Origin of the sequence: Asaia krungthepensis NRIC 0535 (genome assembly GCF_025995175.1) — a bacterium.
In the GTDB taxonomy this organism is placed as follows: Bacteria; Pseudomonadota; Alphaproteobacteria; order Acetobacterales; family Acetobacteraceae; genus Asaia; species Asaia krungthepensis.
The window spans coordinates 158,433-184,734 of sequence record NZ_BAPV01000020.1; the positions used below are offsets into that span (position 1 = coordinate 158,433).

Below are 26,302 nucleotides of genomic sequence, written 5' to 3' on the forward strand. Positions count from 1 at the left end.
GCGTGAGCCGTTCGGAGCAAGATTCTGCTGCTCCGCCGCGTCTTTACGCGGTGGTCGGGCGTGATACGGAGCGGGCGGCCTCGAGGCCGCCCGTTGCGATTCTGCTTTCCGTCTATAATGGCGAGGCGTTTCTCAACCAGCAGCTTGACAGCTTTCTGGCCCAATCAGACGATGACTGGTGTCTGTACTGGCGCGATGACGGTTCGCAGGATGCGTCGCGCGCCATCATGCTCTCGTTTCAGGAGCATCGCGGTCAGGGACGCTGTATCGAAGTCGATGTCGAGCCGGCCAATCTCGGTGTCGCTCTCTCCTATGCTCTGCTGCTTGAGGCCGCCCCACGCGACGCGCTGATTGCCTATGCCGATCAGGATGATGTCTGGGTTCCAACGAAGCTGGCCTGGGCCCGTGAAGCCCTCGACTCAGTCGAGGGGCCTGCCCTTTACTGTGCGCGGCAATATCTGACGGACGAGACTTTGGCCATTCAGGGGCCTTCTCTAGCGCTTCGTCGGCAGCCGGATTTTGCCTCGAGCCTGATCCAGAATCTGGCAACCGGTCATACCATCCTGCTCAATACCGAGGCGGCGACGCTCATTCGTCCGTTCATGTCGCCTGACGGCGTACTGCATGACTGGTGGGCCTATACGCTGGTCCTTGGTGCTGGAGGCACTTTCCATTTCGATGAGCGCTGCGTCAGCCTCTATCGACAGCACAGGCGGAACGCTGTTGGTGTCGAACGCTCCCTGTTCGTGCGCGGTATGCGCGCCCTGCGCCGGGGTCCTGCGGCCTTCATGGCGCTGCATGATGCTCTTGTGACGCGTCTGCTAGAGCCTGATCTTGCAGAATGTCTGACCACGCAGGCGACCGGGTTCCTGCTGAGGCTGAAAAAGGCATCGAGCGGCGGGTTTGGCGCAAGGCTGCGTTTTCTGTTTGCCGAGCGTGATTTCGTAAGACAGCGCTTTGCCGAGACCTGGCTGTTCCGGATGTGGTTCCTGTTTTACGGCCAGACCAGTCCGAAAGACTGACAACTCTGCCGGATGAATGCCGGGGGCTCTGCCTGAGCACGTACCATCTCGCTGGGCAGAGCGGCTTCGAGCGCCCGGCTCATCAGGTGAAGCTGGCCAGCGCCCCCGCCATACCGGGCATCGCCCATGATAGGGCACCCCAGAACCTGACAATGCACGCGTGCCTGATGAGTGCGACCGGTCAGCAAATCGAGTTCCAGCAAGGCCTTATCCCCCTGACGGGACAATACGCGCCATTTCGTGCGCGCGTCCTGTCCATTGGGATGGGCTTCCATGTGCCAGCCCTCTTTCGAGGTCACCTTGCGCAGCGGTGCTTCAATCATCCCCTCGGCATGATCGGGCGCTTTGGTGACTACAGCCCAATAGGTCTTACTGACCTGCCCCGAGGCGAAAAGCGCCTGAGCCTCCACAAGCGCCTGCTTGCGCAGGGCGATCATCAGACAACCCGATGTGTCTGTATCGAGACGATGCACGAGCCATGGGCCATCCTTGCGCCGTGACAGCAGAGGAAACAGGGCCTCGACCGAATGCTGCGCCTTCGGGCCGGGATGCACAGGCAGCCCTGCCGGCTTGTCGATCACGACCAGCCGGGGGCTTTCATAGAGGATGGGATAGGGAAAGGACGTGTTCATCGGGGGAGGGGAGGGGTCAATCCTCTTCGCGCGCACGTCGTGTGAGGACTTCGCGCTTGCCCACATGGTTCGCAGCGCTCACCACGCCTTCCTTCTCCATCTGTTCGATGATCTTGGCCGCGCGATTATAGCCGATCGAGAGGTGGCGCTGGATGAAGGAGGTGGAGGCCTTGCCCTCACGCGTTACCAGATCGACCGCCTGATCGAACAGGCTGGATTCGGCGTCATAATTTCCGCCATTCATGCCGTTCCCGCTCGATGAGGAACTGCCGCCCTCGTCATCGAGGCTCGAGATCACCTCGTCATTATAGACTGGCTCGCCCTTGCTGCGCAGATCGGCGACCACATCCTCGACCTCGCTATCGGCCACGAAGGGCCCATGCACACGGGTGATGCGGGCTGCGCCCTGCATGTAGAGCATGTCGCCCTGGCCCAGAAGCTGCTCGGCACCCTGCTCGCCCAGAATGGTGCGGCTGTCGAACTTGCTGATCACCTGGAAGGAAATGCGTGTCGGGAAATTGGCCTTGATCGTACCGGTGATCACATCCACCGAGGGGCGCTGGGTGGCCATGATCACATGGATACCGGCGGCTCGGGCCTTTTGTGCCAGACGCTGGACGGCGGCCTCGATCTCCTTGCCTGCCACCATCATCAGATCAGCCATTTCGTCGATCACTACCACGATATGCGGCATGGTCTCGAGGGCAAGCTGCTGCTCGTCGAAAACCGGCTGGCCTGTCTCTGGGTCGAAGCCGGTCTGCACGCGACGCGTCACCAGCTCTCCCGTCGAGCGCACCTGACGCACGCGCTGGTTGTAACCCGTAATGTTGCGCACCTGCAGATGCGCCATGGAGCGATAACGCTTGTCCATCTCGCGCACGGTCCATTTGAGCGCCGCCACCGCCTTGTTCGGTTCGGTCACGACCGGCGTCAACAGATGTGGAATCCCGTCATAGATCGACAGTTCCAGAATCTTGGGATCGATCATGATCAGGCGGCATTCTTCCGGCGTCAGCCGGTAGAGCAGCGACAGAATCATGGCGTTCACGCCTACGGATTTACCCGAGCCCGTGGTCCCCGCGATCAGCAGATGCGGCATCTTGGCCAGATCGGCATAGACCGGGTTACCCGCAATGTCCTTGCCCAGTGCCAGACGCAGCTGTGCCCCCGGTTCATGGAACTCCGGCGTATCGAGCAGTTCCGAGAAATACACGGTTTCACGCGACGCATTCGGTACTTCGATACCAATGACATTGCGTCCCGGCACAGTCGCGATACGCACGCTCAGCACCGAGAGCGAACGTGCGATATCGTCTGCCAGACCGATCACGCGCGCCGAGCGAATGCCCGGCGCAGGTTCCAGCTCATAGAGCGTGACCACCGGCCCCGCATGAATATCGCCGATCTGACCCTGCACGCCGTAATCGGAGAGCACCTGTTCCAGGAGACGGGCATTGGCCTGCAGGACCTCGTTCGACGGGCCATTTCCTCCATGAGCGGGCGCCTTGCGCAGCAGACCGAGCGAGGGGGGCTGCCACCCTGCACTCTCCCAGCCCTGGCGGGAAGCAGAATCGGGCTGCGGTGGACTCGGTCGCTCGGCGCGCGCACGCCCGAAACCGAAAAATCCGCGTTTCGGTTCTTCTTCCTGACGGGGGATGGGCGGCGCTTCTTCCGGAAAAGCCGGTGCCTCTTCATGCTCCGTGTAGCGCGTCACGGTGGCGGGACGCATGGCGCTTTCCTGGTCCCGCGCAATCTGGGCGAGCTGGACGCCATAGGGGTTGGATGGCTTGGGCTCGGCCGCTGGGGCTGGTTGCGGGCTCGTCTGCGGGGCGTGAAGGGCGGGCACGGTTTCCTGCGTACGCTCAGGCGGCTGTAGCCAGCCTGTATTGGCCGGAATGAAAGGTGCCCGCGCAGCCTCGCTCTCGCGTCGCGGCGAGGGATAGGGATGCTCGTGTCGATAAGCCTTTGCCTCGACAGGTTCGTAGCTGCTCCAGTCCGGTGGGGTGCTCTGCCGTGCGCGGTTGCCTACACGCCGCGCCAGATGTTCGGACCCGCGACCCACGGAACGTGCGCCCCGGAACAGGGCCCGCCACTCGCTGCGGCGCAAGCCCAGTGCCAGCGGAATGAGCAGGAGCGTGAGCAAAAGCCCGAGCAACGAGAAAACAACGCCTCCCGCCTTGCCCATCGTGGCACGGCCGGTCGAGACCAGATGATCGGCCAGAACCAGACCGAGTTGCCCGCCCAACCCGGCGCGGGAAGGCCAGGTTGTCGTCAGGGCCGGAATCAGTACCTGGACTGTGGCAATCAGCGCAGCGGCGACAGGCAACAGGCAGAAGAAGGCGATAAAACGCAGGATCGGCACGCTGAGCGCATGATGGCGCACGATCTGCCATGCCCAGCACAGCATGACGATAATCGGCAGGGCACTCGCGAGCCCCAGCCACTGCACCAGTGCATCGGCCAATGTGGCACCCGGCTGACCCAGCAGATTGGTCGGGACCGATGTCGTGGCCGTGTCAAAAGACGGGTCCTGCGGGTTGTAGCTCCACAAGGCCACACCCAGTGCCAGGGCGAGGGCGAGCAGAATGAACCCGCCCAGCTCCGTCAGCCGGTCATGAAACTGGCTGCGTATCCGGGGGGAAGCGGTGCCTGATGAAAAGAAGCGGCTGAACGAAGCCAAATTCGCGTCTTCCTGTCTTTGCGCAATACATCTTACCCCGCGCATGGGGCATCGAGCATCGTCTGGATATAACTCTGTCGTGTGGCAGAACTATAGCGGAACGTCGCCCGGAGACGAGAGCAAAAAAGGCTGAAATCTGCCGTTGGAGGGCGCTTATGCGTCTGGTCATCGGACTCTGCCCCATACGCCGCCAAAGGGCGGTCTTCCTCGGGACACCTGTTCAAGTCTAACCGGGGATCGACAAAGCTCGTCCCCCCCAAAGGTACGGGGACTCACCTCCGGAGGGTACACCCCGTCAAAGAACGGTCGTCCCCCGCAAACCTGTGTAAGTCACGGTCGAAATCAAAAAGACAGAACCCTTTGCAGGCCTGGGCAAAGCCCAGATCTCAGGAGGCGCGCCAGATCCTGACCTGTGCCACGCCAAAGCGACGCTCGGTCAGCAGCGGAAGATCGATGGCGAGTTCATCCTTGACGGCAGTCTCTGCCACGATCACGGCCTCGGGGGCGATCCAGCCCGTGCGGGTCAGCGCCTTGAGGGCGGCCGGGACCAGATCCTTGCCATAGGGGGGATCGAGAAACACCAGCGAGCACGGCCTGTCAGCGCGCGGGGCGCGGGTGACGTCGCAGGTCAGCACGGCAAGATCATGAGTGTCGAAGCGGCAGGCGCGAATATTGGCCGAGATCACGGCGCGAGCGCTGCGATCCTGCTCCATGAAGGTGACGGAAGCGGCACCGCGCGACAGGGCTTCAAGCCCGAGCGCGCCCGTGCCGGCAAAGGCATCGAGCACATGGGCGCGGCGCAGGAAGTCCATACCGGCCCAAGGGGCGTGGGCCAGCATGTCGAACACGGCCTGACGCGCGCGATCCGAGGTGGGACGCGTGGTGTCGCCACGCGGGGCCTGCAGGGCAACGCCTTTGCGTTCACCACCGACGATACGCATTACTCGTCTTCGGCTTCCGTGATGGCAGGGGCGGCGTCCTTCACCACGCGTTTGACGCGGCGCGGGGCAGCAGCAAGGCCGGGGATCTGCTCGCGCAGGATCTTGCCCTGAACTTCCTCGATTTCGCGCTTCTGAAGTGTGCCAAGCTGGAAGGGGCCGTAAGAAACGCGGATCAGGCGGCTGACATGCAGGTTGAGCCCCATCATGACGCGACGGATTTCCCGGTTCTTGCCTTCCTGCAGGCTGACAGTCAGCCAGGCATTATCGCCTTTCTGCGAGTCCAGACCCGCTTCGATGGGCCCATAGCGCACGCCGTCGAATTCCGAGCCATGGGCGAGGGCGGCAAGGCGGCGCTCATCCACCACGCCGAACACGCGGACGCGGTAGCGTCGGATCCAGGCATTGGAGGGAAGCTCCAGACGACGGGCGAGCTCGCCGTCATTGGTGAGAAGGAGAAGCCCTTCGGAGTTGATGTCCAGACGCCCGACGCTGACGACGCGCGGCATGCCCTCGGGCAGGGAGTCGAACACGGTAGGGCGGCCCTGCGGGTCACGATGGGTGGTCATCAGCCCGTCCGGCTTGTGATAGCGCCAGACGCGGGTGTGCTCCTTGTTCCCGATCACCTTGCCGTCGAGCTGGATGATATCGCCATCCTGCACGAAGGTGGCGGGATGCTCGACCGAAGCCCCGTTCATGCGGATGCGTCCGGCCTCGATCATGCGCTCGATATCGCGTCGGCTACCAACGCCCGCGCGGGCCATCCATTTGGCGATGCGTTCGCCGCGTTCTTCTTCGGTCATGCTCGTCTGTCCTGTGGTGTCGCGTGTCGGGCCGCGTCGATGAATCCAGCCAATAGACGCGCATCGCCCGGATCGATAGCGAATTCCGGGTGCCACTGCACCCCCAAGGCAAAAATTCCGTCCTGTGCCTCTATCGCCTCGATCACGCCGTCAGGGGCTGAAGCACTCACACGAAGCGCTCCAGGGTCTCGCACGCCCTGATGATGGGAGGAATTCACCTGCATGCTCGCCCGTCCGGTCACCTGGGACAGAAGCGTGCCCGGCAGGATGCTGACTCCGTGGCCCGGCTCGTCGCGGGGATTGGGTTGCTCATGGGCGATAGGCCCGGGCGCATGATCGGGCAGGTGCTGATGAAGTGCTCCGCCCCAGGCGATGGCCATGAGCTGCATGCCCCCGCAAATGCCCAGGATCGGCAGATGTGCCGTACGGGCGGCATGCAGATAGGCCAGTTCAGCGTCGGTACGTCCCGGCTTGAGCGTGGTCATGGGGTGCAATGTCTCGCCATAGAGCGCCGGGTCGGGGTCGAACGCACCCCCTGTGACGACCAGACCGTCGAGGCGCGCCATAAGGGCAGCGGCGAGGGCAGGTTCATGAGGCAGCCCGACGGGCAACCCGCCAGCGGCCGTGATGGCGCTGAAATAGTTTTGTCGCAGGGCGTGATAGGGGAAGCGGGAGAAGGCTCCCGGCCCGCCTGGTTCGATATCGAGGGTCAGGCCAATGAGAGGCGCGCGTGTCATGAGGTGGATGTAAACAGGGTTTTGGGGCAAACAGAAGGCCGATCCATGCCACACCGAACCACGCAAGAGGGAGAAGAGCGTTTCCCATGACCCGCTTTTACACCTCCGAAGCCAGAGTTGGGATCATGGCTGACGCCCTGAACGCTGCGCGCGAGGCTGCAGGCCGGGGCGAGGTGCCGGTGGGCGCGCTGGTATTCGGCCCGGAGGGACAGGTTCTGGCCCGTGCCTCAAATGAGGTCGAAGCACGGCATGATCCAAGTGCCCATGCGGAGATTCTGGCTATGCGCGCGGCGGCGCAAGCGTTGGGGTCGCGCTCGCTTTTGCGCTGCACGCTTGTCGTGACGCTGGAACCCTGCCCGATGTGCGCGGCGGCCATGGTGCATTTCCGGCTCGGTCGGGTGATATACGGGGCCTATGACCCCAAGGGCGGCGGGGTGGACCACGGACCACGGATTTTTGAGCAGGCCGCCTGTTTGCATCGACCGGAAGTGATCGGCGGCGTCTGCGAGCAGGAAAATGCCGCATTGCTGAAGAAGTTTTTCACAACATTGCGGGAATCGGGCGCTTCCTGAAACGGATTACCACGTTTTTACGCGCGGCTATTCTGGACGAACCGAACCCCGCTTCATAAGTTCCTTTCACCACACCGCACCCTGATGGTGCCAAAGCTGGAAAGATCATGACTGACGCCATGAATGTTCGTATGACGCCTTCACGGAAAATCCGTTCTCTGGCACTGGTCGCGGCCACCGCGCTATCGCTGGGCGCTGGCGTGACCTCTCCGGCCTGGGCCGAAGGGCCGATCACCCCCCAGACGCAGCTTCAGACCCTGCCGAATTTCGTCAATCTGGTGAAGCAGGTGAAGCCTGCTGTCGTGTCCATCACCTCCCACATCCGCGCCGATGTGGCCGAGCAGGAAGAAGGCGGCGGCGGTGGCGGCCAGCAGATGCCGCAGGGCATGCCTTTTCCGTTCCCCTTCCCGTTCCAGATGATGCCGCAGCAACAGCAGCAGCATCGCACCGTCGAGGCGCGCGGTTCGGGCTTCATCATCTCCAATGACGGTTATATCGTCACCAATAACCATGTGGTGAATGGCGCGACCAAGGTCTCGGTCACGCTCGACGACGGCACGACACTGCCCGCCAAGATCGTGGGGCGCGACCCCAAGACCGATGTGGCCCTGCTCAAGATCAAGCCCAACGGCAAGCTGCCCTTCATCGAGCTGGGCGATTCAGACAATGTGCAGCCCGGTGAGTGGGTGGTTGCGGTTGGCAATCCGTTCGGTCTGGGCGGCACGGTCACGGCAGGTATCGTCTCGGCGCGCGGGCGTGACCTGAATGCCGGTCCCTATGACGATTTCATCCAGATCGATGCGCCCATCAACCATGGCAATTCCGGCGGTCCGCTTTTCAGCCAGAATGGCAAGGTGATTGGCGTGAATGCCGCCATCATCTCGCCCTCGGGCGGGTCGATCGGCATTGGCTTTGCCATTCCGTCGAACACGGTCAAAAGCGTGGTGGATCAGCTCCGTACCTCGGGTCATGTGACGCGTGGCTATCTGGGTGTGCTGATGCAGCGTATCTCGCCCACGCTGGCCCAGGCGCTGGGTCTGAAGCCGAGCGAACCGGGCGCACCGCCTGAGGGCGCGCTCGTGGCGCAGGTGACCAAGGGCGGCCCCGCCGACAAGGCCGGGCTGAAGAGCGGCGACGTGGTGACGGCGCTCAACGGGTCCAAGATCAAGAGCGTGCATGATCTCGTGGTGCATACGGTCTCGATGAAGCCGGGCACGGATGCAACGCTCACCGTTCTGCGTGATGGCAAGACGCAGACCATCACCGCCAAGATCGGCAACATGCCCAAGGATGGCGAGGGGGCAGATGCCACGTCGAGCGATGACAGCGCACAGTCGGGCAGTGGCAAGATTGGAATCTCGCTTGCTCCGCTGTCGCGTGACATGCGTCAGCAGCTTGGCGTGGATGACACCGTCAAGGGCGCCGTGATCAGCCAGATCGTGCCCGGATCGCCAGCCGAGCAGGCGGGTGTGCGCCCAGGCGATATCATTCAGGCCGTGGGCAATACGGCAGTCGATAATCCCCGTGCGGTGCTGACAGCCGTACGCGGTGTCATGAAGAACAAGCAGCCGGTCCTGTTGCGCGTGCTGCGCGATGGCCAGCAGATCTTCATCGCGATCGCTCCTGCCGGCAGCGATACGGATGATGATGGCAGCGACGACGGTAACTGAGCCAACCCCTCTCCCGGGTTGAGCTTCCGACAGAAGGGCGGGGTTTTCGGACCCCGCCCTTTTGGCGTTTTGTGGCGATTCACAAAACGGACGACAGGCGGAATTTGCGGCACAGCCCCCGCTGCGGCACAGTAGAGCCATGACCCGTATCTTCATTGATTCCGATGCCTGTCCGGTCAAGGACGAGGTCTATCGCGTGGCCGGACGCTATGGACTGCGCAGTTTTGTGGTGGCCAATCGCATGATTGCCCTTCCGGACTCGCCGCTGATCGAACGCGTGGTGGTCGATGCCGGGCCGGATGTGGCCGATGACTGGATCGCTGAACATTCGGTCGAGAATGACATTGTGATCACAGCTGACATCCCGCTGGCCGCCCGCTGTGTCGAAAAAGGCGTGCATGTGATCGAGCCCAAGGGCCGCATCCTCGATGGCGATGCCATTGGTATGGCGCTGGCCATGCGTAATCTCATGACCGATCTGCGTTCGGCAGGAATGATGACGCCGGGAGGCGCCTCATTCGGCAAAGCCGATCGCTCGCGCTTCCTTTCTGCGCTCGACACGCTGGTGAACAAGGCTCGCAAACCCCGTCTGCGCCCGATGACCCTGCCACCCGCATAGATATTGAGCAGATCGGGAATAGCATCGACGCTTTGCTAAGGGGGGCTCCTTCTCGGCTTGCCCTTGGATGTTTTGAAGGTGTGACACTCATCCCCGCATGGCCGGGACAACAGGAAGCAGGAGGTGGAAGAGTGAAGAAACTGTCGTTCTGGCAGGCAGGTCAGTTGATGCAGAAGAGCTTGGACCTCAGCTTTCTCAAGCGAGCCGATGTCGTGATCCTGATTGGCGCTCTGATGGCCGTGGAGTGTCTGATTGAAGGGGCCAGACAGATAAGTTCTCCTGTCACGACGCAAATCGACGGTGCCCTGCGCAATCCAGTTCTGCTCGTCCTGAGCAGCCTCGACATGATAGTAACCTGGTTTCTGGCGCTGAGCGTTACCCGTGCATGGCTTACCTCCTTGCGAGGTGTTGCTCTCTGGCGGCTGGATCGGGGCGCGATGCAGTCCCTGGGTGTCAATGCCATCATACAGGCTTTTCCTGCCGGGCTGACGCTTCTGGCAGCTTCGAGGGTCAGCGATTACCTGAGTGAAAGCACAGCGTTTCCCACGAAAGCAGCAGGGATGAGCCTCCTGTGCGTTCTGGGCGTTTTCTGGATCTGGTTGACCGTACGGTGCTTCGCCATGAGCTACCTCGCCTGGGAGAGCGGAAATGCCGGCTTTCGGATTCGTCGAAGTTATGAGGCGATGAAAGGGCATGTCTGGAGCTACATCTTCTGGAGCGGCGTACTGACTATCCCCTTTGCCCTGATCATTGTTTTCGCGCAGAAGATTGCTGCTTTTGCTGCGCCTGACTCATATCTGATGTGGGGGAACCTTTTCGCGGCATGCCTGGTTGGGGCTGCGAACCATATCGTGTTGCGCAGCTTCGATCTGCGGTTCTTCGAGGCACTGGAACTCGGCCACCGTGCAGGATCGAAGACGGGCAATCTTTTCGGCCCATACTGACAGCCGAAACGAAAGATGGCCAAATTCTTACAGACGTGTCATGTTTTTTCTGACTGATCGGGGTGATTCTGCCCCTGTCTGCCGATATCGCGTGCAGGGCATCCCGATCGAGATTTTTTGCTGACGCTCATTCATCCGGAAATGACCGACACCATGAACGCTTCTCTCTCCCAGACCTCACTCCAAACGGCAACCGAGACCGCCCCCGATGCCCTCCTGGCCTCGATGTTGCTCGAGGCGCGACGGACCAACAAGCCGCTGCATACCGTTCCCGAAACCATCGTCCCGATCAATCCCAAGGCAGCCTATGCGGTGCAGGATGTCGTGGCGCGCGTATTGAGCGAAACGGGCAAGGGCGAGATCGTGGGGTGGAAAGTGGGTGCGGCCACGCCCACGGCCACCCCGGCTTGCGCACCCCTGCACAAGGCTACGGTCTTCGAAAGCGGCCATGATCTGTCTCCCTCGTTCTGCCGTTTTCATGGTGCCGAGGCGGAGATTGCCTATTCCTTTGCAAAGGACCTCCCGGCCCGCAGCACCCCCTGGACGACGGAAGAGGTTGCCGAGGCAATCGGGGCCATTCATGCCGCCATTGAACTGCTCGATACCCGCTTTGTCGCGCCCGATACCCAGCATAACCTGTCGCACCTGGCTGATCAGGGCAGCCATGGTGCGCTGATCGTCGGGCGTGGTGTCACGACCTGGCGTGATTTCACCCCGACCACCCTGCCCATGACCATGCTGGTGAATGGCGAAAAGCGCTACGACCAGTTGGGGGGCAACAAGGCCGGTGATCCGCTGCGTCTGCTTACCTGGCTGGCCAATCACGCGATCGAACGGGGGCGCCCTCTCCGCGCTGGCGACGTGGTGACCACCGGCTCCACTATGGGCACGCTGTTTCTGGAAGACCCCTCCGACATCTGTGTGTCGTTCGAGGGGCTCTTTCCCGTCGAGGCCCGGATTGGCAGGCCGTTCTGCAGTCAGGGAGAATGATCTTGAGTCAGGCGTCCCTGGGCGCCTGTGCCGAACGCCCAGGCTGGAGGTGAACCCCAGGCCGGTCCGCCGTTCTTTGCGCTCTACAGGCGAACGGGAGCGCCCGTCCGGACGTTCTGGTCGCATGGGCCGGAGGGTGTCGCAGATGCCCTGTCGGCCATTATGCCGCATCAGCGCTGCGATGATGATCTTGGGAGAGCCTCCACTGGAGAGCGTTTCAAGGAAAGCTGCGTCACGCCAAGGTGATGAGCCTCCCGGCCCGGATGTTCCTAGGGTTGCCGCGCACGCAACCCGCAATACGGACGGATCATGACCAGAAAAACCGATATTCTGATGATCGACCCGATGTCTGCCGAGTTCAACGAGCAGCTTGGATCACCCTTTCATCTGCACCCGTTCAGCACCATCGAGGCGCTGGGCGCGCTGGCCGGGCGTATCGAGGGCGTCACGACAGGCGGCGGGAGCGGCCTGCCACGACCCATCATGGACGCCCTGCCCAATCTCAAGGTCATTTCCGTCAACGGTGTCGGGTATGACAAGGTCGATCTGGATGAGTGCCGTCGACGTGGCATCAGGCTTGCTACCGCCCAGGGCGTGCTGACCGATGATGTGGCCGACATGGCGATAGGATTGATGCTCGACACGGTGCGCGGCATCACGGCCAGTGACCGCTTTGTCCGTGCCGGGCAATGGGGCAAGGCGCCCGTTCCGAATTCGTGGACGCTCAAAGGCAAGAAGCTTGGCATTGCCGGGTTCGGGGCGATCGGCAAGGCGGTGGCAAAGCGGGCTGCCGCCTTTGACATGACCATCGCCTATTTCAGCTCGCGCGAGCAGCCGGACACGCCGCACTATCCTTTCTATCCGGAACTGAGGGTTCTGGCCGAATGGGCTGATGTGCTCGTGCTTTGTGTGGCCGGGGGCGCGCGTTCCTATCACATGATCGACCACGCCATACTCGAAGCTCTGGGACCGAGCGGCTTTCTGATCAACGTGGCGCGTGGCACGGTGGTGGATGAAGCCGCCCTTCTGAAGGCACTGCAAGACGGTACGATACGCGGTGCGGGGCTCGATGTGTTCGAACAGGAGCCGCATGTGCCCGAGGCATTTTACGGCCTCGATAATGTGGTGCTTCAGGCGCATCGCGCCAGTTCCACTGTTGAGACGCGCCATGCCATGGGGCGTCTGGTGTTCGATAATCTGGCGGCGTTCTTTCAGGGGGAGCCGCTTTTGACCCCGGTTCTCTGACCTGCCAGATGCGCCCTGCCTGAGAGGTCCTTCACGCTCGTTCGACCGGTGCGAAACCGGTCGAAATGCAGATTATTCCCCGGCTTTTGCGGCAGCGGCGCGCTCGGCAGAACATAGAGCCGATCATTGGGCTCGTCGAAAAGCACGATATGGTTCTGGAAGAAATCTGTCCCGAGAAGTCCCATGGCGAGATCGTCCTGAGCGTAGACAGACATAGGGCCGAGTGACAAGTCACCCAGACGCATCGACGTTACGGTCGTGCGCCTGAGACGCGAATGAATGGTGCCGTAAAGCGCAACACCGGAATTTCCTGTCGGGTCGGCAGGATCGTCTTTCACCGGGGCGAGCCATTTAGCCGGTATCGTGGTGACCGGTGCATCGGGATCGAGGGAGAAATCACGCTCGACTCCGTCGATGCTGATCGCGATCAGACCTTTTCCATAGAGGGGCAATGCCTGCGCTCCGGTGCCCATCAGCGCAGCTTGTGCAGAACGACATGCTGCATCATGGCTGAACCGGATCAGGGCAAAGGCGCTGTGGGGCATGTCGATCAGCACAGCGAGATTTGAGAAAGCCTCGCGCCCGATCACCCCGATCAAAGGGCGTGTGCCAATTTTCTGGGTCGGGTAATCCTCGAGCTGAATCATGTCCGGCGTCCCCATATCGAGGGGACCAATCGTCAGGTGTCCCGCCCGGATGAGGGGCTGAGGGTCGGTATAGACCCCGTTTGTCGTGATCATGCGGGATTGGTGGGTATCGTAGGTGTCGAAACCGTCCATATCCCCGACATAGAGCTTGTCGAAACCATGCGAGAAATAGAGGGCGATAGGGCGGCTATCCAACGTGGCGGGGATAATGGGTGAATCGCCCGATCCACCCAGAAGCGGGAGAGTCACTGCCCCTTCTATGCAATCCGGCTGGGCCGGGTCGCCTGTGGCCTGCGCCACCTTAGAAAAGGTGATACCGATGCACACCAGGAGGAAGAGGCAAAGCGCCTGCCGTGTCACACCATAGACGCGAGAATGCTCCCCCTGACTATGCAGGATGGCGCCAGCCGGACTCATCTCAGCTGGCTGTCCTTGCTGCCTCGGCGATTGATACCGGTGAAAACCGGTCTTTTGTCACGCTCGGACTGGCAGTCGACGCACAGCTTCACGCCGGGGAGCGCCTTTTGCCGTGCGGCGGGTATATCCTCACCGCAATTCACGCATTCCGCAGCGCTTTCACCATGGGGCATGGCGGCACGGGCTCGGCTCACGGCGTCGGCTATTGTGTCGTCAATCTGGTCCTGAACGGCTCCATCCGGAGCCCACCCTGTTGCCATCGGTCTGATCCCCTTCCTGCAGATCCCTGATGTTGGATCTGTGCCCCGCAGCCTCAAGATGCCCGCGCGATTCAGGCGTTGTTTCCGGGCAGCGTCTTTCAGGAATCAGCGTCCGGCTTCCTCGTTCCTTCGCTCATCCCAAGAATGGGGTCCCTCGCAATACGCCCGGCCCTTGCGGGAGGCGCATCCAGTCAGCGCCTGGAGAAGAACTGCCTCTTAGAATGGCTGGGTTCGACCGACCATGGCAGGATAGATTGGGGTCAGGGGCCAGCCGGAAAAAGAGGGGGTCATGATGTTGGGACCCAGGTTTTGCAGCCTGTGGGGAAAGCGGAGCGCGCTTCCTGCGTCTTCTCTCCTGTGATGGGAGGGCAGAAGATAGACCGTGTTTTTTGGATAGTCGAAAAGCACGACATGCCGCTCGAAAAACTCGAGCCCCAGCCCGGCTGCAGGGGGCGCGCGGTCGCGTTCCCCTGAATGGGAGATGTCTCGATCCGTCTCGGGAGGCTCCGTCCCATCCTCCAGATGGAAGGATGTATCCGCAATGCCAGGGGCCCCGGTGGTGGGCAGGACTGCCTGGACTGTCGCGGGCTTGTTGCGATTGGGCGATCCGTCTGACGCTGAAGCAGCCGCCCAGGCGCGTGGCAGAGTGTTGATCGCCCTGTTCGGGTCCAGCATCACGGCGCACTCGATCCCATTCAGCCTGATCCATGCCCTATCCTGCGTGTCGAGCGGAAAAGCCGCCTCACCTGCACCCAGAAAATCCGCACGGGCGGTCTTGCATGAGGCATCGTCGCTGAAGCGTATGAGCGCAAAGACCCCATGGGGCAGGTCCAGCAGGACAGAGAGCTTTGCAAAAAGCGAGGGGCCGATCACCCCGATGACAGGACGTGAGCCGATCAACCGGGCAGGAAACGCATTGAGTCTGACCATGCCCGGGCTGCCCAGTTCCAGATCGCCCAGCTTGAGCCGCTCCGGCTTGAAGATGCTGTAGTCATCGCCTTTCACCCCATCCAGAAGGAGCGAAGTTCTGGTGTTCGTATCTTCCCCGGCATAGGGCGTGATATCTCCACCGTACAGCCCGTCCACGGTCGTCGAATAATAGAGCGCAACCGGCTTGCCCTGCATCGTGGCAGGAAGGAGGGGCGCATCGCCCGAACCGCCCAGGAGGGGCAGGGTGAACGCCCCCAGGATACATGAGGCGGGCTGGGCTCTGGCGGAAGAGATGAGGACGACCAGCGCCAGAGTCAGACCGGAGATCGTTCGCAGGATAAGGTTCAACACGACAGAATGTCCTTGCTGCTGCGATGCGAGGCTCCGGATGGGCGGGGTAGCGCATCGCGCCTGCCGGGATAGTCATGACGGCACAGACAGGTAGGCAAGCCACGTTGTCGTGGGGGGGGCGGGAGCCCAAATGCCGCTCGTTATTGTGACGCATCCGAGTGGCCGCTGTACGAGGCATGATGTCAGGGTGTCATTCCGCATCGGCCCGAGGCGAGGGTTTCCGTTGTTATGCGTCTTTTGCCTGCACGGTCTGCATCGAGACTATCTGCTTCCAAGGAGATTGGGCTCACGATGAAGGGTTGGGTCGACCCTAGTCCCGGCGTTGTTCTCCCGCCTGACGGGGTGGCGGTAACCGCTTGCGGTCTCATCATGACGGCACCGGAAATAAGCCGAACCTGTCTTGATGCCCTTCGTTCACAACGCTGAGAGGGAGGGTGAGGCGTGGATCATCGCGATCATGGGAACGGTATTGCGGTGGTGCGGCCCCTGCCAAGGCAGGAATTGTTCGACTCCGCTCAGGCCGCCTCTCATCTTGGGCTGACGCCCGGGCTGTTCAGGGCGCTACGCTTTTTCCGCTGCGGCCCGGCTCCTCTCAGGATCCAGTCCCGCATCGTCTATCGTCGGACAGAGCTGGACAGGTTACGCCATGAATGGTGCACGGCAGTGCAGGTCCGCGCCGAAGACCGGCTCAGTCTTTCTCCTGACCCTGATCAGCCCCCTGCCAGAACGCCTTATCAGTCCCGTTCCCTCCCTTACCCGCTGGACCCCCTGATGCGCATTCTCGCGCTTCGGGCCATACGCCATCGTATTGTTGTCTCGATCCTGTGGGTCATGGCGATCATTGGCGGCGGTATCTCGCTCATTTTCTACTGACCCGCCATTTCCCGGCGTTCCATGAAGGAATGAAAATCATGCGCTCCCGTCTGCCTGCCATCACGTTCTATGGCTCACTCGCCTGTAATGCCGCAGTTCTGGCTCTGGGAAAGGCCAGGACCGGCAACGCGGCCAAGGGGGTGAACTGCACCGCCCACTGGCTCAAGGGCGAGGAGGCCGCCTCGATGCAGGACCTGAATCTGGTTCACTCCGGCACAGGGGTCGCGACCAATGTGGCAGCCGTTCTGTTCTGGGCCGTGCTGTATGACCGCGCGCTCGGAAAACAGCCGGGCGTGGTCCGGGCACTGTTCGCAACGCTTGCTCTCGGGCCGGTTGCCGCTGTGGCCGATTACAAGGCGACCCCCAAACGCTTCACGCCAGGCTGGGAGCTTGTGTTCTCAAAACAGGATATGGCGATCATCTACGCCGCCATGGTGGCGGGTATGGCGTATGGCGCCCTGTCAGGACGCCGGGAAGTGTCCTGACAGGCATGATCTAGATCCCGGCCTGAACCGGTTCGGGCCGGGCGTAACTCAGGCGGTGCCGCCCACAGTGAGTCCGGCCAGTTTCAATGTAGGCTGGCCCACTCCCACAGGCACGCCCTGTCCGGCCTTGCCGCAGGTGCCGATCCCGGGATCGAGCTCCACGTCCTGACCGATCATCGAGATCTTGTTCATCGCATCGAAGCCGTTGCCGATCAGGGTGGCGCCCTTGACCGGGCGCGTGACTTTGCCGTCTTCGATCAGATAGGCTTCTGACATGGCAAACACAAATTTGCCCGAGGTGATATCCACCTGACCGCCGCCGAAATCGACGGCATAAAGGCCACGCTTCGTCGAGCGGATCATCTCTTCGGTTGTGGCATCGCCACCCAGCATCAATGTATTCGTCATGCGCGGGAGGGGGGCGTGAGCGTAGGACTGGCGTCGTCCGTTACCCGTGGGTGCCACGCCCATCAGACGCGCATTCAGACGGTCCTGAATGAACCCGCGCAGGATTCCGTCCTCGATCATCACGGTCCGCCCTGATGGCGTACCTTCATCATCGATGGTCAGGGAGCCGCGTCCTTCGGCCAGCGTGCCGTCATCGACCACGGTCACGCCGGGGGCCGCCACGCGCTTGCCCACCATGTCGCTGAAGCTCGACGTGCCCTTGCGATTGAAGTCGCCCTCGAGCCCGTGGCCTACGGCTTCATGCAGCAGGATACCGGGCCAGCCCGGACCGAGCACGACATCCATCTCGCCCGCAGGCGCAGGGGCGGCATCGAGGCTCACCCGCGCGCGACGCACAGCCTCATCCACCGCACCCTGCCAGGTTTCGCGCCCCAGCAGTCGGGAGAGGTTGTAGCGACCGCCCATGCCCCGGCTGCCGCTCTCACGCCGTCCATCGCGTTCGAGCACGACGGAGATGTTCAGCCGCACCAGAGGGCGCAGATCGGCAGTGCGAAATCCGGCACCACGCATGATCTGCACGGCCTGCCATTCTGTGGCGATGCTCGCAGAGACCTGCACCACCTCGGGACCGAGACCGCGCGCATAAGCATCGATCTCGCCCAGCACAGCGGCACGCGCAGCGAAATCCGTGTCGCTCAAAGGGCTTTCAGGTGCATAGAGACGCCGATTGGTGGCCTGTGGCGGTGAGGCCAGTGTGCCGCTGCGGCCCTGTCGAACTGCCGAAACCGCACCTGCAGCACGTTCCAGTGCGCTTTTGCTGATTTCGTCGGAATGGGCAAACCCGGTTTCCGGCCCGATAACGGTGCGCAATCCGAAACCCGAGGACGTATCGAAGCTCGCCGAGCGTATGACACCATCATCGAGAACGATGGACTCGCTTTCCCGATATTCCAGGAACAACTCGCCATCCTCAATTCCTTCCAGAGAGCGGCTGACGATCGCTTCTGCCTCATCGCGTGTGAGCGCTGTGTCCGCGCGCTCGAAAAACAGGCGGTCCGTGACGGCAAGGGCAGAAAGGGGCGTGGCTTCGGCAGGGGAGGTCATGGGGTCGAAAAGCTCCTTCTTGAACCCGAACACATGGCGCGTCCCGGCCCCGAATGCGAGGGGAAAGCCGTCATCGGGGTCAAAAAAGCACGGTTTCAGCGGGTGACGCGCGCATTGAGCGCGACGAACGCCATCAGGACAGCCAGAAATCCGAAGGCGATTGTCAGGCTGCTGGCCTGGGCGATGGCGCCAAGAAGCGCAGGCCCCGCGAGGATGCCGGCATAGCCGATGGTCGTGATGGCCGCGACGGCCGCGCTGGTCTTCATGACGTTCTGCCGCCCGGTAGCGTTGTAGAGCACGGGCACGATATTAGCGCAGCCGAGCCCGATCAGCAGAAAACCGCCCAGCAGGAGCGGGATGTTCGGGCTCAGCACGACCAGGGTGAATCCGACTGCCGCGGCGCTGCCCCCGAAGGCCATGACCCTGACACGTCCCAACCTTGCCACGACATGGTCGCCGGTCAGGCGGCCCAAGGTCATGGCGGAAGCGAACACGGCATAGCCCCATCCCGGCGCGATGCCGAAACTGCCCCGCTCACCCGAGAGATAGACCCCACCCCAGTCGAGCACCGCGCCTTCCGACAGGAAGGCAATGCCTGTCAGAAGTCCGAACAGCCATACCACGCCGCGCGGCAGGGCAAAGCCGGATCCGCCATCGGGCTCAGGCTGGTTCAACAGCCCCGGCCAGGCAGTCAGGAGCAGCATGACAAGGCTGGCTTGTCCTCCCATGACGATCATCCACGGCGACGCACCGAGCTGCGCGAGCAACATGGGCCCGCCGGACCCCATCGCGCCGCCAATGCTGAAAAAAGCATGGAATCCGGAGAGCATGGGGCGGCCGCTCTGTTTTTCGACATCCACCGCCTGGATATTGATGGCGGTTTCTGCCGAGCCGAATCCCACCCCCAGACAGAAGACGCCCGCGGCGAGCAGGGGAACGCTGTGCATCAGGGACAAAGGCAACAGCACAATACCCGACAGGACCATGCCCCCGGTCGCCACAGCGCGGCAGCCCCAGCGGCTGACCCAGTACCCGGCAAGGGGCATGGCGATGACTGAGCCGATGCCAAGGCAGAGCAGAAGCAGGCCCAGAGCCCCGTCATCAAGGCCGGCATGGGCTTTCACGACGGGAACCAGACAGGACCAGAGAGCAAAAAGAATACCGATCAGAAAAAAGACGCTGCGGGTACTGTTTTGCAACCTCTTCGGGTCTCTTCTGTTCATCCTGCATCCCTCTCCTGGCGTTCCTGGTTGCCCGCAGCAGCCGAAACGCCCCTCAATGGCACCGCTCTGCCGTCACATCCGTGACAAAATGATGCAACGCCTTCGTGGAGCCGGGGAGTAGACGCAGGCAGGCTCGGCCGCTGCTTCAGCGACGGTGTCTGGTTCAAGGAGATTGCATGACGAGAAACCGCCCCTCATTCGCCTTTTCCTTGCTCCTCGGCGTTTCATGCACGGCCTTCGCTATGCCCGTCGCCCGGGCGGCTGATAACGATCCTGCCCCGACAGCGCGCAGCACGCAAAATCCGGTAAGCGCGCCCGCCTCTCAAAACGGATCGCCTGACCCTACGCATGGAGAGGCCGCGCCGGGCGCTCAGATGTCATCCCCTGAGGATGCGACCAGCGTGCATCAGCGTGCGAAACCTGACATGCGGGAGACGCAGCAATCCCCGGCACAGCCCACGACATTGCCTGCCCCTTCCACAGGACCTCGCGAGACGGTTGCCAGCGAGGCTGCGCAATCGCTGCATGTCGGGTCGGTCCCCCAGGATCTGCGCTCGCCATCGATCGCGCTTGGTGGGCTTTTCGCGGCGATTGGCGGGGCCCATCTGGCGCCCGATTTCAAGACCATTGCCGATGCCCGACCGGATGAAGCCCCGGCGACCCTGCTTGCGGACTGGGACAGCCAGCGCAAACATCCGGATTTCAGCATCAAGGCGTTTTACGAGCAGCATTTCTCGCCGCCTTTACGCCGTGACATCTCCTATCGTCGCAAGGCCGATGAGAACATCTATGACTATATCCAGGGCATGTGGGGCGTTCTGACGCGTCAGCCCGACAAGCCCATGTCCTACGCGTCGCTCCTGCCCCTTCCCAATGCCTATGTGGTGCCCGGCGGACGTTTCTCGGAGCTTTATTACTGGGACACGTATTTCACCATGATCGGGCTCTACGAGACCGGACAGTGGGACCTGCTTCGTGGCATGATCAAGGATATGGCCTCCCTGATCGATCGCTACGGCCATATTCCCAACGGCACGCGTACCTATTATCTCAGCCGCTCCGAGCCGCCTTTCTTCTCGCTGATGGTCGATCTTCTGGCGCAGCATGATGGCCAGAGCGCCTACCGTAATTTCCTGCCCCAGTTGCAAAAGGAATACGACTACTGGATGGAGGGGGCGGACAGCCTCAAACCGGGACAGGCCTATCGCCATCTGGTGCGCCTGCAGGATGGTACGCTGCTGCTGCGCCACTGGGACGATCTTGATACGCCACGTGACGAAAGTTACCCGGAGGATGTGGCAACGGCCGCGCGTGCCGGATCGAGAGCGCCTTCTGAAGTGTATCGCGATCTGCGCGCCGGGTCAGAGACCGGCTGGGACTTCTCTTCACGCTGGCTGGCCGATGGCCATACACTCGCGACGATCCACACAACCGATCTGGCACCCATCGAGGTCAATTGCCTGATGGTCCATCTGGAACAGACGCTCGAACATGCCTACGCCCTGACGGGACAGCGCAAGCTCGCACGCGTCTATGGTCAGCGTGCCGATGAACGCACGCTCGCCGTGCGCCGTCTCTTCTGGGATGAGGATCGTCAGGCTTTCTACGATTATGACTGGCGTAAAAACCGCCCCACGGACGTGCTTTCTGCCGCAACCGCTGTGCCGCTATTCCTGCGTCTGGCGTCGCAGGAGCAGGCCATGGGTGTGGCTGACACGATCAAGGCGCACTTGCTGCGCCCCGGCGGGATCATGGCAACCGACCATGAGAGCGGGCAGCAATGGGATGCCCCCAATGGCTGGGCGCCCGAGGAATGGATGGCCATCAAGGGGCTGAATAATTATGGGGCGACCGATCTGGCGGAGACCATCGCCAGACGCTGGATGGCCCGGGTCATCGGCACGTATGAGAAATCGGGCGTGCTGCTCGAAAAATATGACGTCGACTCTCCCACGATCAGCGCCACAGGGGGCAAGGGCGGTGGTGAATACCCGATGCAGATCGGGTTTGGCTGGACCAATGGGACATTGCTCGGGCTGATGCGCCGTTACCCTGACCTGACCGAGCAGATCCTCAAGCATAACCCTCTGGCCGGTCAGCCCGCCATTGATGTCTTGCCACCCAGTGACCCCTATAGCGCGGTCGGACCTGAGGGGAGCCCGCCTGCAGATCCACCAGCCAAGCCAGCAGGCGAAGTGGAGACCGGCCCGCAGGATGCCAGTGCCCACAAGACTGCGGCCTTGCAGCCCGATGGTACCGATGTGACTGGCGGTGACGGGTCATCCAAGCGCGTTGCCGCACGAGTTGCCCCGCTGGATGAGCGCGTGCCAACCCGCAAAATGACGGCGTATCAGCCCTCCTGAGGAGCGAAATGCAGCGTGAGGCGTCTCAGGGCCTCACGCAATACGGGTTCTGTCTTGCAGAAGGCGAAGCGGATGAGATGGCGTGGTGGGGGCGCCCCGTGCGGGTCGTAAAAGGCCGAGACGGGAATGGCGGCCACCCCGGCGTCAGTCACAAGATCGCGGCAAAACGCCATATCGTCCCGCCCTTTGGCGTGGGCGCTGATGTCGGCCACGACGAAGTAGCTGCCATCGGCGGGCAGGGTCGGAAATCCGAGCGCATGGAGCCCCTCGGCAAAAAGATCGCGGCGCGCGCGCAGACTGTCAGAAAGATCAGTAAAGAAGTCATCGCCCAGATCGAGCCCGGTTGCCACGGCGCGCTGCAGATTGGGCGCACTTGAAAAGGCGATGATCTGGTGTGCCTTGGCGATGACCGAGGCGAGTGCGGGGCAGGCAGTGATATAGCCGATCTTCCACCCGGTGACCGAAAAGCTCTTGCCCGCGCTGCCGATGCGTATGGCCCGTTCGCGCATGCCAGGCCGGGTCATGAGCGGAACATGCTTCACCCCGAAAGTCAGATGCTCATAGACTTCGTCGCACACTGCGTAGCAGTCATGCTGGAGCACGAGCGAGGCGATCAGGTCGAGTTCCTGTGCAGTGAACACCTTGCCGCTCGGGTTCATTGGGGAATTCAGAAGAATCAGCTTGGTCTTGTCTGAGAAAGCTGCACGAAGCGCATCCTCGGGCAGGTGCCAGTTCGGCGCTTCCACGCGCACACAGCGCGGTATGGCACCCAGCATTTTCAGTACCGGCAGATAGGTGTCGTAGAGCGGCTCGATCAGCACGACCTCGTCCCCGGGCTCGATGAGCGCCATCAGGCTCACGGCCAGAGCCTCGGTCGCGCCCGAGGTGACGATGACCTCACACGCCGGATCGACGGTAAGTCCGTAATCGCGGTTGTTGGCGCGCGCCACGGCCTCTCGGAGTTCCGGCAGGCCGGTCAGAGGGGCATATTGGTTGCGCCCGTCCTTCAGGGCCGCCGCCGCCGCTTCGATCAGAGAGGCTGGCCCTTCTGTATCCGGAAAGCCCTGACCCAGATTGACCGCATCATGCGCCACGGCAAGCTGCGACATCGTCGTGAAGATTGTGGTCGGCAGGGAGTTGAGAAATTCATTGGGGGATTTCATGCCGGGCCTGCCTTTGAGGGGGGGAAACGCATGATACCGGCTAAATCGGACCTGTAAAATCCGTGCGTTTCCCCCAGAAGCATTGCGCGCTTCCTGCGCCTGTCGGGGGCTGTTGCAGGGTCGATGAGGCGTCCCACCCCTGTGAACGCTGGTTCAGGCAGGGCGAGAGAAATTGACGCATTTGTCGCCGGTCACGCCTCGATGCAGGATCGGAGCCCTGAGTGTTCGTGTCCCCTCTGATCATCCGGCAGCAGATCATGGACGGCCTAGGCAAAAAATCCGGTCAAGACCCGGACTCCATCGGTCAAGAGGCATCACAGTCGCGTGCGGCGCAGAAAAAAACATCGATAAGGGAGCGAAACGCTCCGATATGCTATTTTTGTTGGTCTGTCATGCGTCGTTTTGCTTCCGGAAAGGGATATGGGGGTGCGTACGAGGCGTCCGGATCGGTTTTTTCGTTACGTCCGGCCCCCAAAAAGCCTTCGGAATACTCGACAGTTCGCGAATCCTGTCCTAATCGTTTTGCAGCCGATCAGTGCGGCCCCCTGAGGCAGATACAGGTATTTGACAAATGGCGAAAAAAGCTCCAGCCGCGGCGTCCAAGGCTGCGTCTTCCACGATTGCAGCCCCGCCCAAGCCGGGCAAGCCGGACAGCGCCGCTGTAAAGCGCGTCTTCGAGCTGATGCAGGAACACTCCGTCGAACTGGTTGACCTGCGCTTCACCGACCCGAAGGGCAAGTGGCACCACACCACCCAGTGGCACACCACCATTGAGGAAGACACCTTCGTCGAAGGTTTCATGTTTGACGGTTCGTCCATTGCTGGCTGGAAGGCCATCAACGAATCCGACATGGTGCTTCTGCCCGACCCGACCACGGCTGTCATGGACCCGTTCTCGGCCAAGCCGCAGCTGATCCTGATCTGCGATATCGTCGAGCCCCGCACCGGCAACTTCTATGCCCGCGACCCGCGCGCAACCGCCAAGGCCGCTGAAGCCTATCTGAAGACCACGGGTCTGGGCGACACCGCTTTCTTCGGTCCCGAGGCAGAATTCTTCATCTTCGACAGCGTGAAGTTCGGCACGGGCCCGCATTACGGCACATACCATCTGGACAGCATTGAAGGCCCTGACGCCTCGATGAAGGATTATCCGGAAGGCAATATGGGCCATCGTCCGGTGGTCAAGGGCGGCTACTTCCCGGTTGCTCCGGTCGATAGCGAAGGCGATCTGCGCGCCGAGATGCTCTCCACCATGGGTGAGATGGGCCTGCCGATCGAGAAGCACCACCATGAAGTGGCGCAGTCTCAGCACGAGCTGGGCACCAAGTTCGCGACGCTGGTCCAGTCGGCCGACTTCATGCAGATCTACAAGTACTGCGTGCATAACGTCGCTCATTCCTATGGCAAGACGGCGACGTTCATGCCCAAGCCCATCGCTGGCGATAACGGCTCGGGCATGCATGTGCATCAGTCGATCTGGCGCGATGGCAAGCCGCTTTTCGCGGGTGACCAGTATGCTGGCCTGTCGGAAGACGCGCTGTACTACATCGGTGGCATCATCAAGCATGCCAAGGCGCTGAATGCCTTCACCAACCCGTCCACCAATTCCTACAAGCGTCTGATCCCGGGCTTCGAGGCTCCGGTTCTGCTTGCTTACTCGGCTGCCAACCGCTCGGCTTCGTGTCGTATTCCGTATTCGGTCGGCCCGAAGGCAAAGCGCATCGAAGTCCGCTTCCCGGATCCGACCGCCAATCCTTACCTTGCTTTCTCCGCCATGCTGATGGCCGGTCTGGACGGCATTCGCAACAAGATCCATCCGGGCGAAGCCATGGACAAGGATCTGTACGAGCTGCCGAAGGAAGAGCTGGCGCAGATCCCGACGGTTTGCGGTTCGCTCCGTGAGGCCCTTCAGGCCCTCGAAGCCGATTTCGCATTCCTTCTGGAAGGCGATGTTTTCACCAAGGACCAGATCGAGAGCTACATCGAGCTGAAGTGGAAAGAAGTCTACAAGTTCGAGCACACGCCGCACCCGGCCGAGTTCGAAATGTACTACTCGGTCTGATCCGAGAGGAAAGCCCGGCCTTCGAGCCGGGCTTTTTTTTTGTGTTGTGATCGGGGCCGGTGTTTCTCGCGACCGGGATCTCTCCTGAATGCACAGCGGGCAGACCTGCAATCCTGGCTCCCCACGTTCATCGGTCGTGCAAGCGCGGGAGAGCACGTTCTTGAGGGTCTGAAGCTCTGCATGTAGTGGCTACGCGCTCCTTCACGGACAGCCCATTCAAAGCTATGGCGTCATGGTGTCGGGCAAGAGGCGCCTGGGATACCGTCAATCGATGGAATAGGAACAGAGCTTCTCCAGCGAGTTGACTGTTCCCGTGTGCTGCGGATTGTGCCTCGCGAGAGGGCGATACCTGAGGCTGACTGTAGGATCGCATGAGAGCCCGTGCCGGAGCCTGGGTCTGTCTCCCGACAGGCTGTTCGGCCTACCGCATTAGGCCCGATTTCCACGTTCCCGCACTCAGGAGAGGGGAAAGATCTTGACGAATCCCCGATTACCGACGACAAGCAACCCGTCCACGATAATGCCGGGTTAGCACAGTGGTAGTGCAGCGGTTTTGTAAACCGAAGGTCGGGGGTTCAAATCCCTCACCCGGCACCAGAAATCCTTATAAATCAAGCATTCTGGAAAAGCGCATTGTACGAACGAATAGAGTACAGCGCGTGGCATGTCGGATAAAAAGCCGGATATGTCCTCTCGGGGATCGCGCTCTTCCGTAACAGCCGTCAGTCTAATCCCACAATTCGTGCCATCTCATGGCGAACAGTCGCGTTTAGAGTTGGGATTAGGCTGGGATTTCAGATGCAGCGCTTCCATGAAAGTACGAACAGCGCTCTCGCAAGCATCGACCCTATTAGAGATCCGGACGTCGCCATTTTCGCGTGGGGAATTCGTAGGCGCAGACCTAGCGTCTCATTCAATAACCACCCTGCGTGAGGCCGGGCGTATTTAAGGACCAAAATAGTCTTGAATTCACAGTAATGTTTTAAAAATACAATATTTTGTAAAATACAAACTTATTTTTCTGTGCTTTTTTGCGTGGATATCATAAGTTTGGAAAATAAAATGGTAAATTCAACAGGATTTCTTCCTAAGTCCCTAACGAATGTGTACATTTATGTGCTGAATGCTGACGGGACAGTTTCTGCCAGCAACGATAATGCGGCG

22 protein-coding genes and 1 tRNA gene are annotated in these 26,302 nt (G+C 61.4%); 12 read left to right on the forward strand and 11 right to left on the reverse strand.

Annotated features, from left to right (window positions below; genetic code table 11):
* The first annotated feature begins 2 nt into the window (after window positions 1-2).
* Window positions 3-1,022 (forward strand): glycosyltransferase, encoded by a 1,020-nt coding sequence (locus AA0535_RS10700; RefSeq protein WP_264816086.1) that lies wholly within the window; start codon window positions 3-5, stop codon window positions 1,020-1,022.
* On the opposite strand, the gene AA0535_RS10705 is transcribed toward AA0535_RS10700, so the two are convergent.
* The 5 genes from AA0535_RS10705 to AA0535_RS10725 all read right to left on the reverse strand — a co-directional run bounded on the left by AA0535_RS10705 (window position 995) and on the right by AA0535_RS10725 (window position 6,812).
* Window positions 995-1,654 carry an RluA family pseudouridine synthase gene (locus AA0535_RS10705; protein WP_264816087.1) on the reverse strand — a complete coding sequence of 220 codons (660 nt, stop codon included), beginning with the start codon at window positions 1,652-1,654 and terminating at the stop codon, window positions 995-997. The genes AA0535_RS10700 and AA0535_RS10705 overlap by 28 nt on opposite strands.
* A gap of 16 nt (window positions 1,655-1,670) precedes the next feature.
* Window positions 1,671-4,334 carry a DNA translocase FtsK gene (locus tag AA0535_RS10710; RefSeq protein WP_264816089.1) on the reverse strand — a complete coding sequence of 888 codons (2,664 nt, stop codon included), beginning with the start codon at window positions 4,332-4,334 and terminating at the stop codon, window positions 1,671-1,673.
* 386 nt (window positions 4,335-4,720) lie between these two features.
* Window positions 4,721-5,275, reverse strand: coding sequence for a 16S rRNA (guanine(966)-N(2))-methyltransferase RsmD (gene rsmD, locus AA0535_RS10715; RefSeq protein WP_264816090.1), 555 nt, complete (start codon window positions 5,273-5,275; stop codon window positions 4,721-4,723).
* Window positions 5,275-6,075 (reverse strand): pseudouridine synthase, encoded by an 801-nt coding sequence (locus AA0535_RS10720; protein WP_264816093.1) that lies wholly within the window; start codon window positions 6,073-6,075, stop codon window positions 5,275-5,277. Before AA0535_RS10720 ends, rsmD begins: the two co-directional genes overlap by 1 nt.
* The gene (locus AA0535_RS10725) at window positions 6,072-6,812 is read right to left on the reverse strand and encodes a gamma-glutamyl-gamma-aminobutyrate hydrolase family protein (protein WP_264816096.1); all 741 of its coding nucleotides are present in this window, start codon (window positions 6,810-6,812) and stop codon (window positions 6,072-6,074) included. Before AA0535_RS10725 ends, AA0535_RS10720 begins: the two co-directional genes overlap by 4 nt.
* Window positions 6,813-6,898: 86 nt before the next feature.
* On the opposite strand from AA0535_RS10725, the gene AA0535_RS10730 reads away from it, so the two are divergent.
* The 6 genes from AA0535_RS10730 to AA0535_RS10755 all read left to right on the forward strand — a co-directional run bounded on the left by AA0535_RS10730 (window position 6,899) and on the right by AA0535_RS10755 (window position 12,852).
* Window positions 6,899-7,384 (forward strand): nucleoside deaminase, encoded by a 486-nt coding sequence (locus AA0535_RS10730; RefSeq protein ID WP_264816098.1) that lies wholly within the window; start codon window positions 6,899-6,901, stop codon window positions 7,382-7,384.
* Window positions 7,385-7,491: 107 nt separating this feature from the next.
* Window positions 7,492-9,054 (forward strand): Do family serine endopeptidase, encoded by a 1,563-nt coding sequence (locus tag AA0535_RS10735; protein ID WP_373319315.1) that lies wholly within the window; start codon window positions 7,492-7,494, stop codon window positions 9,052-9,054.
* Window positions 9,055-9,193: 139 nt separating this feature from the next.
* On the forward strand, window positions 9,194-9,673 hold the full coding sequence (locus tag AA0535_RS10740) for a YaiI/YqxD family protein (RefSeq protein ID WP_127099720.1): 480 nt from the start codon (window positions 9,194-9,196) through the stop codon (window positions 9,671-9,673).
* 131 nt (window positions 9,674-9,804) lie between these two features.
* Complete coding sequence (locus AA0535_RS10745; RefSeq protein ID WP_264816101.1) at window positions 9,805-10,617, forward strand: hypothetical protein; 813 nt, start codon at window positions 9,805-9,807, stop codon at window positions 10,615-10,617.
* 153 nt (window positions 10,618-10,770) lie between these two features.
* Window positions 10,771-11,607, forward strand: coding sequence for a 2-keto-4-pentenoate hydratase (locus AA0535_RS10750; RefSeq protein WP_264816104.1), 837 nt, complete (start codon window positions 10,771-10,773; stop codon window positions 11,605-11,607).
* A 309-nt stretch (window positions 11,608-11,916) separates the two neighbouring features.
* Window positions 11,917-12,852, forward strand: coding sequence for a 2-hydroxyacid dehydrogenase (locus tag AA0535_RS10755; protein WP_264816106.1), 936 nt, complete (start codon window positions 11,917-11,919; stop codon window positions 12,850-12,852).
* Here AA0535_RS10755 and AA0535_RS10760 read toward each other — a convergent pair.
* The 3 genes from AA0535_RS10760 to AA0535_RS10770 all read right to left on the reverse strand — a co-directional run bounded on the left by AA0535_RS10760 (window position 12,819) and on the right by AA0535_RS10770 (window position 15,457).
* Window positions 12,819-13,916, reverse strand: coding sequence for a retroviral-like aspartic protease family protein (locus AA0535_RS10760; RefSeq protein WP_264816108.1), 1,098 nt, complete (start codon window positions 13,914-13,916; stop codon window positions 12,819-12,821). The genes AA0535_RS10755 and AA0535_RS10760 overlap by 34 nt on opposite strands.
* Window positions 13,913-14,176: a DksA/TraR family C4-type zinc finger protein gene (locus AA0535_RS10765; RefSeq protein WP_264816110.1), complete on the reverse strand. Its 264-nt coding sequence runs from the start codon at window positions 14,174-14,176 to the stop codon at window positions 13,913-13,915. Before AA0535_RS10765 ends, AA0535_RS10760 begins: the two co-directional genes overlap by 4 nt.
* A 216-nt stretch (window positions 14,177-14,392) precedes the next feature.
* Complete coding sequence (locus tag AA0535_RS10770) at window positions 14,393-15,457, reverse strand: hypothetical protein (RefSeq protein ID WP_264816112.1); 1,065 nt, start codon at window positions 15,455-15,457, stop codon at window positions 14,393-14,395.
* 441 nt (window positions 15,458-15,898) lie between these two features.
* Here AA0535_RS10770 and AA0535_RS10775 point away from each other — a divergent pair, with 441 nt between their 5' ends.
* Window positions 15,899-16,330, forward strand: coding sequence for a hypothetical protein (locus AA0535_RS10775; protein WP_264816113.1), 432 nt, complete (start codon window positions 15,899-15,901; stop codon window positions 16,328-16,330).
* 38 nt (window positions 16,331-16,368) lie between these two features.
* On the forward strand, window positions 16,369-16,815 hold the full coding sequence (locus AA0535_RS10780; protein ID WP_264816115.1) for a hypothetical protein: 447 nt from the start codon (window positions 16,369-16,371) through the stop codon (window positions 16,813-16,815).
* A 48-nt stretch (window positions 16,816-16,863) separates the two neighbouring features.
* Here AA0535_RS10780 and tldD read toward each other — a convergent pair whose 3' ends face one another.
* Window positions 16,864-18,327: a metalloprotease TldD gene (gene tldD, locus AA0535_RS10785; RefSeq protein ID WP_264816117.1), complete on the reverse strand. Its 1,464-nt coding sequence runs from the start codon at window positions 18,325-18,327 to the stop codon at window positions 16,864-16,866.
* A 95-nt stretch (window positions 18,328-18,422) separates the two neighbouring features.
* On the reverse strand, window positions 18,423-19,550 hold the full coding sequence (locus AA0535_RS10790) for an MFS transporter (RefSeq protein WP_264816119.1): 1,128 nt from the start codon (window positions 19,548-19,550) through the stop codon (window positions 18,423-18,425).
* A 176-nt stretch (window positions 19,551-19,726) separates the two neighbouring features.
* On the opposite strand from AA0535_RS10790, the gene treF reads away from it, so the two are divergent.
* On the forward strand, window positions 19,727-21,913 hold the full coding sequence (gene treF, locus AA0535_RS10795; protein ID WP_264816121.1) for an alpha,alpha-trehalase TreF: 2,187 nt from the start codon (window positions 19,727-19,729) through the stop codon (window positions 21,911-21,913).
* Here the strand turns inward: treF and AA0535_RS10800 are convergent.
* Window positions 21,901-23,076, reverse strand: coding sequence for an aminotransferase (locus AA0535_RS10800; protein ID WP_264816123.1), 1,176 nt, complete (start codon window positions 23,074-23,076; stop codon window positions 21,901-21,903). The genes treF and AA0535_RS10800 overlap by 13 nt on opposite strands.
* A 571-nt stretch (window positions 23,077-23,647) precedes the next feature.
* On the opposite strand from AA0535_RS10800, the gene glnA reads away from it, so the two are divergent.
* Window positions 23,648-25,138 carry a type I glutamate--ammonia ligase gene (glnA, locus tag AA0535_RS10805; RefSeq protein WP_373319316.1) on the forward strand — a complete coding sequence of 497 codons (1,491 nt, stop codon included), beginning with the start codon at window positions 23,648-23,650 and terminating at the stop codon, window positions 25,136-25,138.
* 522 nt (window positions 25,139-25,660) lie between these two features.
* Window positions 25,661-25,735 (forward strand) — tRNA-Thr (locus AA0535_RS10810).
* The last annotated feature ends 567 nt before the right edge of the window (window positions 25,736-26,302 follow it).

Bases quoted from the DNA above. Each gene is read 5' to 3' on its own strand.
- AA0535_RS10750 (WP_264816104.1), top strand. From the start codon at position 10,771: ATGAACGCTTCTCTCTCCCAGACCTCACTCCAAACGGCAACCGAGACC.
- AA0535_RS10780 (WP_264816115.1), top strand. From the start codon at position 16,369: ATGCGCTCCCGTCTGCCTGCCATCACGTTCTATGGCTCACTCGCCTGT.
- tldD (WP_264816117.1), bottom strand. From the start codon at position 18,327: ATGACCTCCCCTGCCGAAGCCACGCCCCTTTCTGCCCTTGCCGTCACG.
- AA0535_RS10790 (WP_264816119.1), bottom strand. From the start codon at position 19,550: ATGAACAGAAGAGACCCGAAGAGGTTGCAAAACAGTACCCGCAGCGTC.
- glnA (WP_373319316.1), top strand. From the start codon at position 23,648: ATGGCGAAAAAAGCTCCAGCCGCGGCGTCCAAGGCTGCGTCTTCCACG.
- AA0535_RS10735 (WP_373319315.1), top strand. From the start codon at position 7,492: ATGACTGACGCCATGAATGTTCGTATGACGCCTTCACGGAAAATCCGT.
- treF (WP_264816121.1), top strand. From the start codon at position 19,727: ATGACGAGAAACCGCCCCTCATTCGCCTTTTCCTTGCTCCTCGGCGTT.
- AA0535_RS10725 (WP_264816096.1), bottom strand. From the start codon at position 6,812: ATGACACGCGCGCCTCTCATTGGCCTGACCCTCGATATCGAACCAGGC.
- AA0535_RS10740 (WP_127099720.1), top strand. From the start codon at position 9,194: ATGACCCGTATCTTCATTGATTCCGATGCCTGTCCGGTCAAGGACGAG.
- AA0535_RS10705 (WP_264816087.1), bottom strand. From the start codon at position 1,654: ATGAACACGTCCTTTCCCTATCCCATCCTCTATGAAAGCCCCCGGCTG.
- AA0535_RS10755 (WP_264816106.1), top strand. From the start codon at position 11,917: ATGACCAGAAAAACCGATATTCTGATGATCGACCCGATGTCTGCCGAG.
- AA0535_RS10760 (WP_264816108.1), bottom strand. From the start codon at position 13,916: ATGAGTCCGGCTGGCGCCATCCTGCATAGTCAGGGGGAGCATTCTCGC.
- AA0535_RS10720 (WP_264816093.1), bottom strand. From the start codon at position 6,075: ATGACCGAAGAAGAACGCGGCGAACGCATCGCCAAATGGATGGCCCGC.
- AA0535_RS10765 (WP_264816110.1), bottom strand. From the start codon at position 14,176: ATGGCAACAGGGTGGGCTCCGGATGGAGCCGTTCAGGACCAGATTGAC.
- AA0535_RS10730 (WP_264816098.1), top strand. From the start codon at position 6,899: ATGACCCGCTTTTACACCTCCGAAGCCAGAGTTGGGATCATGGCTGAC.
- AA0535_RS10800 (WP_264816123.1), bottom strand. From the start codon at position 23,076: ATGAAATCCCCCAATGAATTTCTCAACTCCCTGCCGACCACAATCTTC.
- rsmD (WP_264816090.1), bottom strand. From the start codon at position 5,275: ATGCGTATCGTCGGTGGTGAACGCAAAGGCGTTGCCCTGCAGGCCCCG.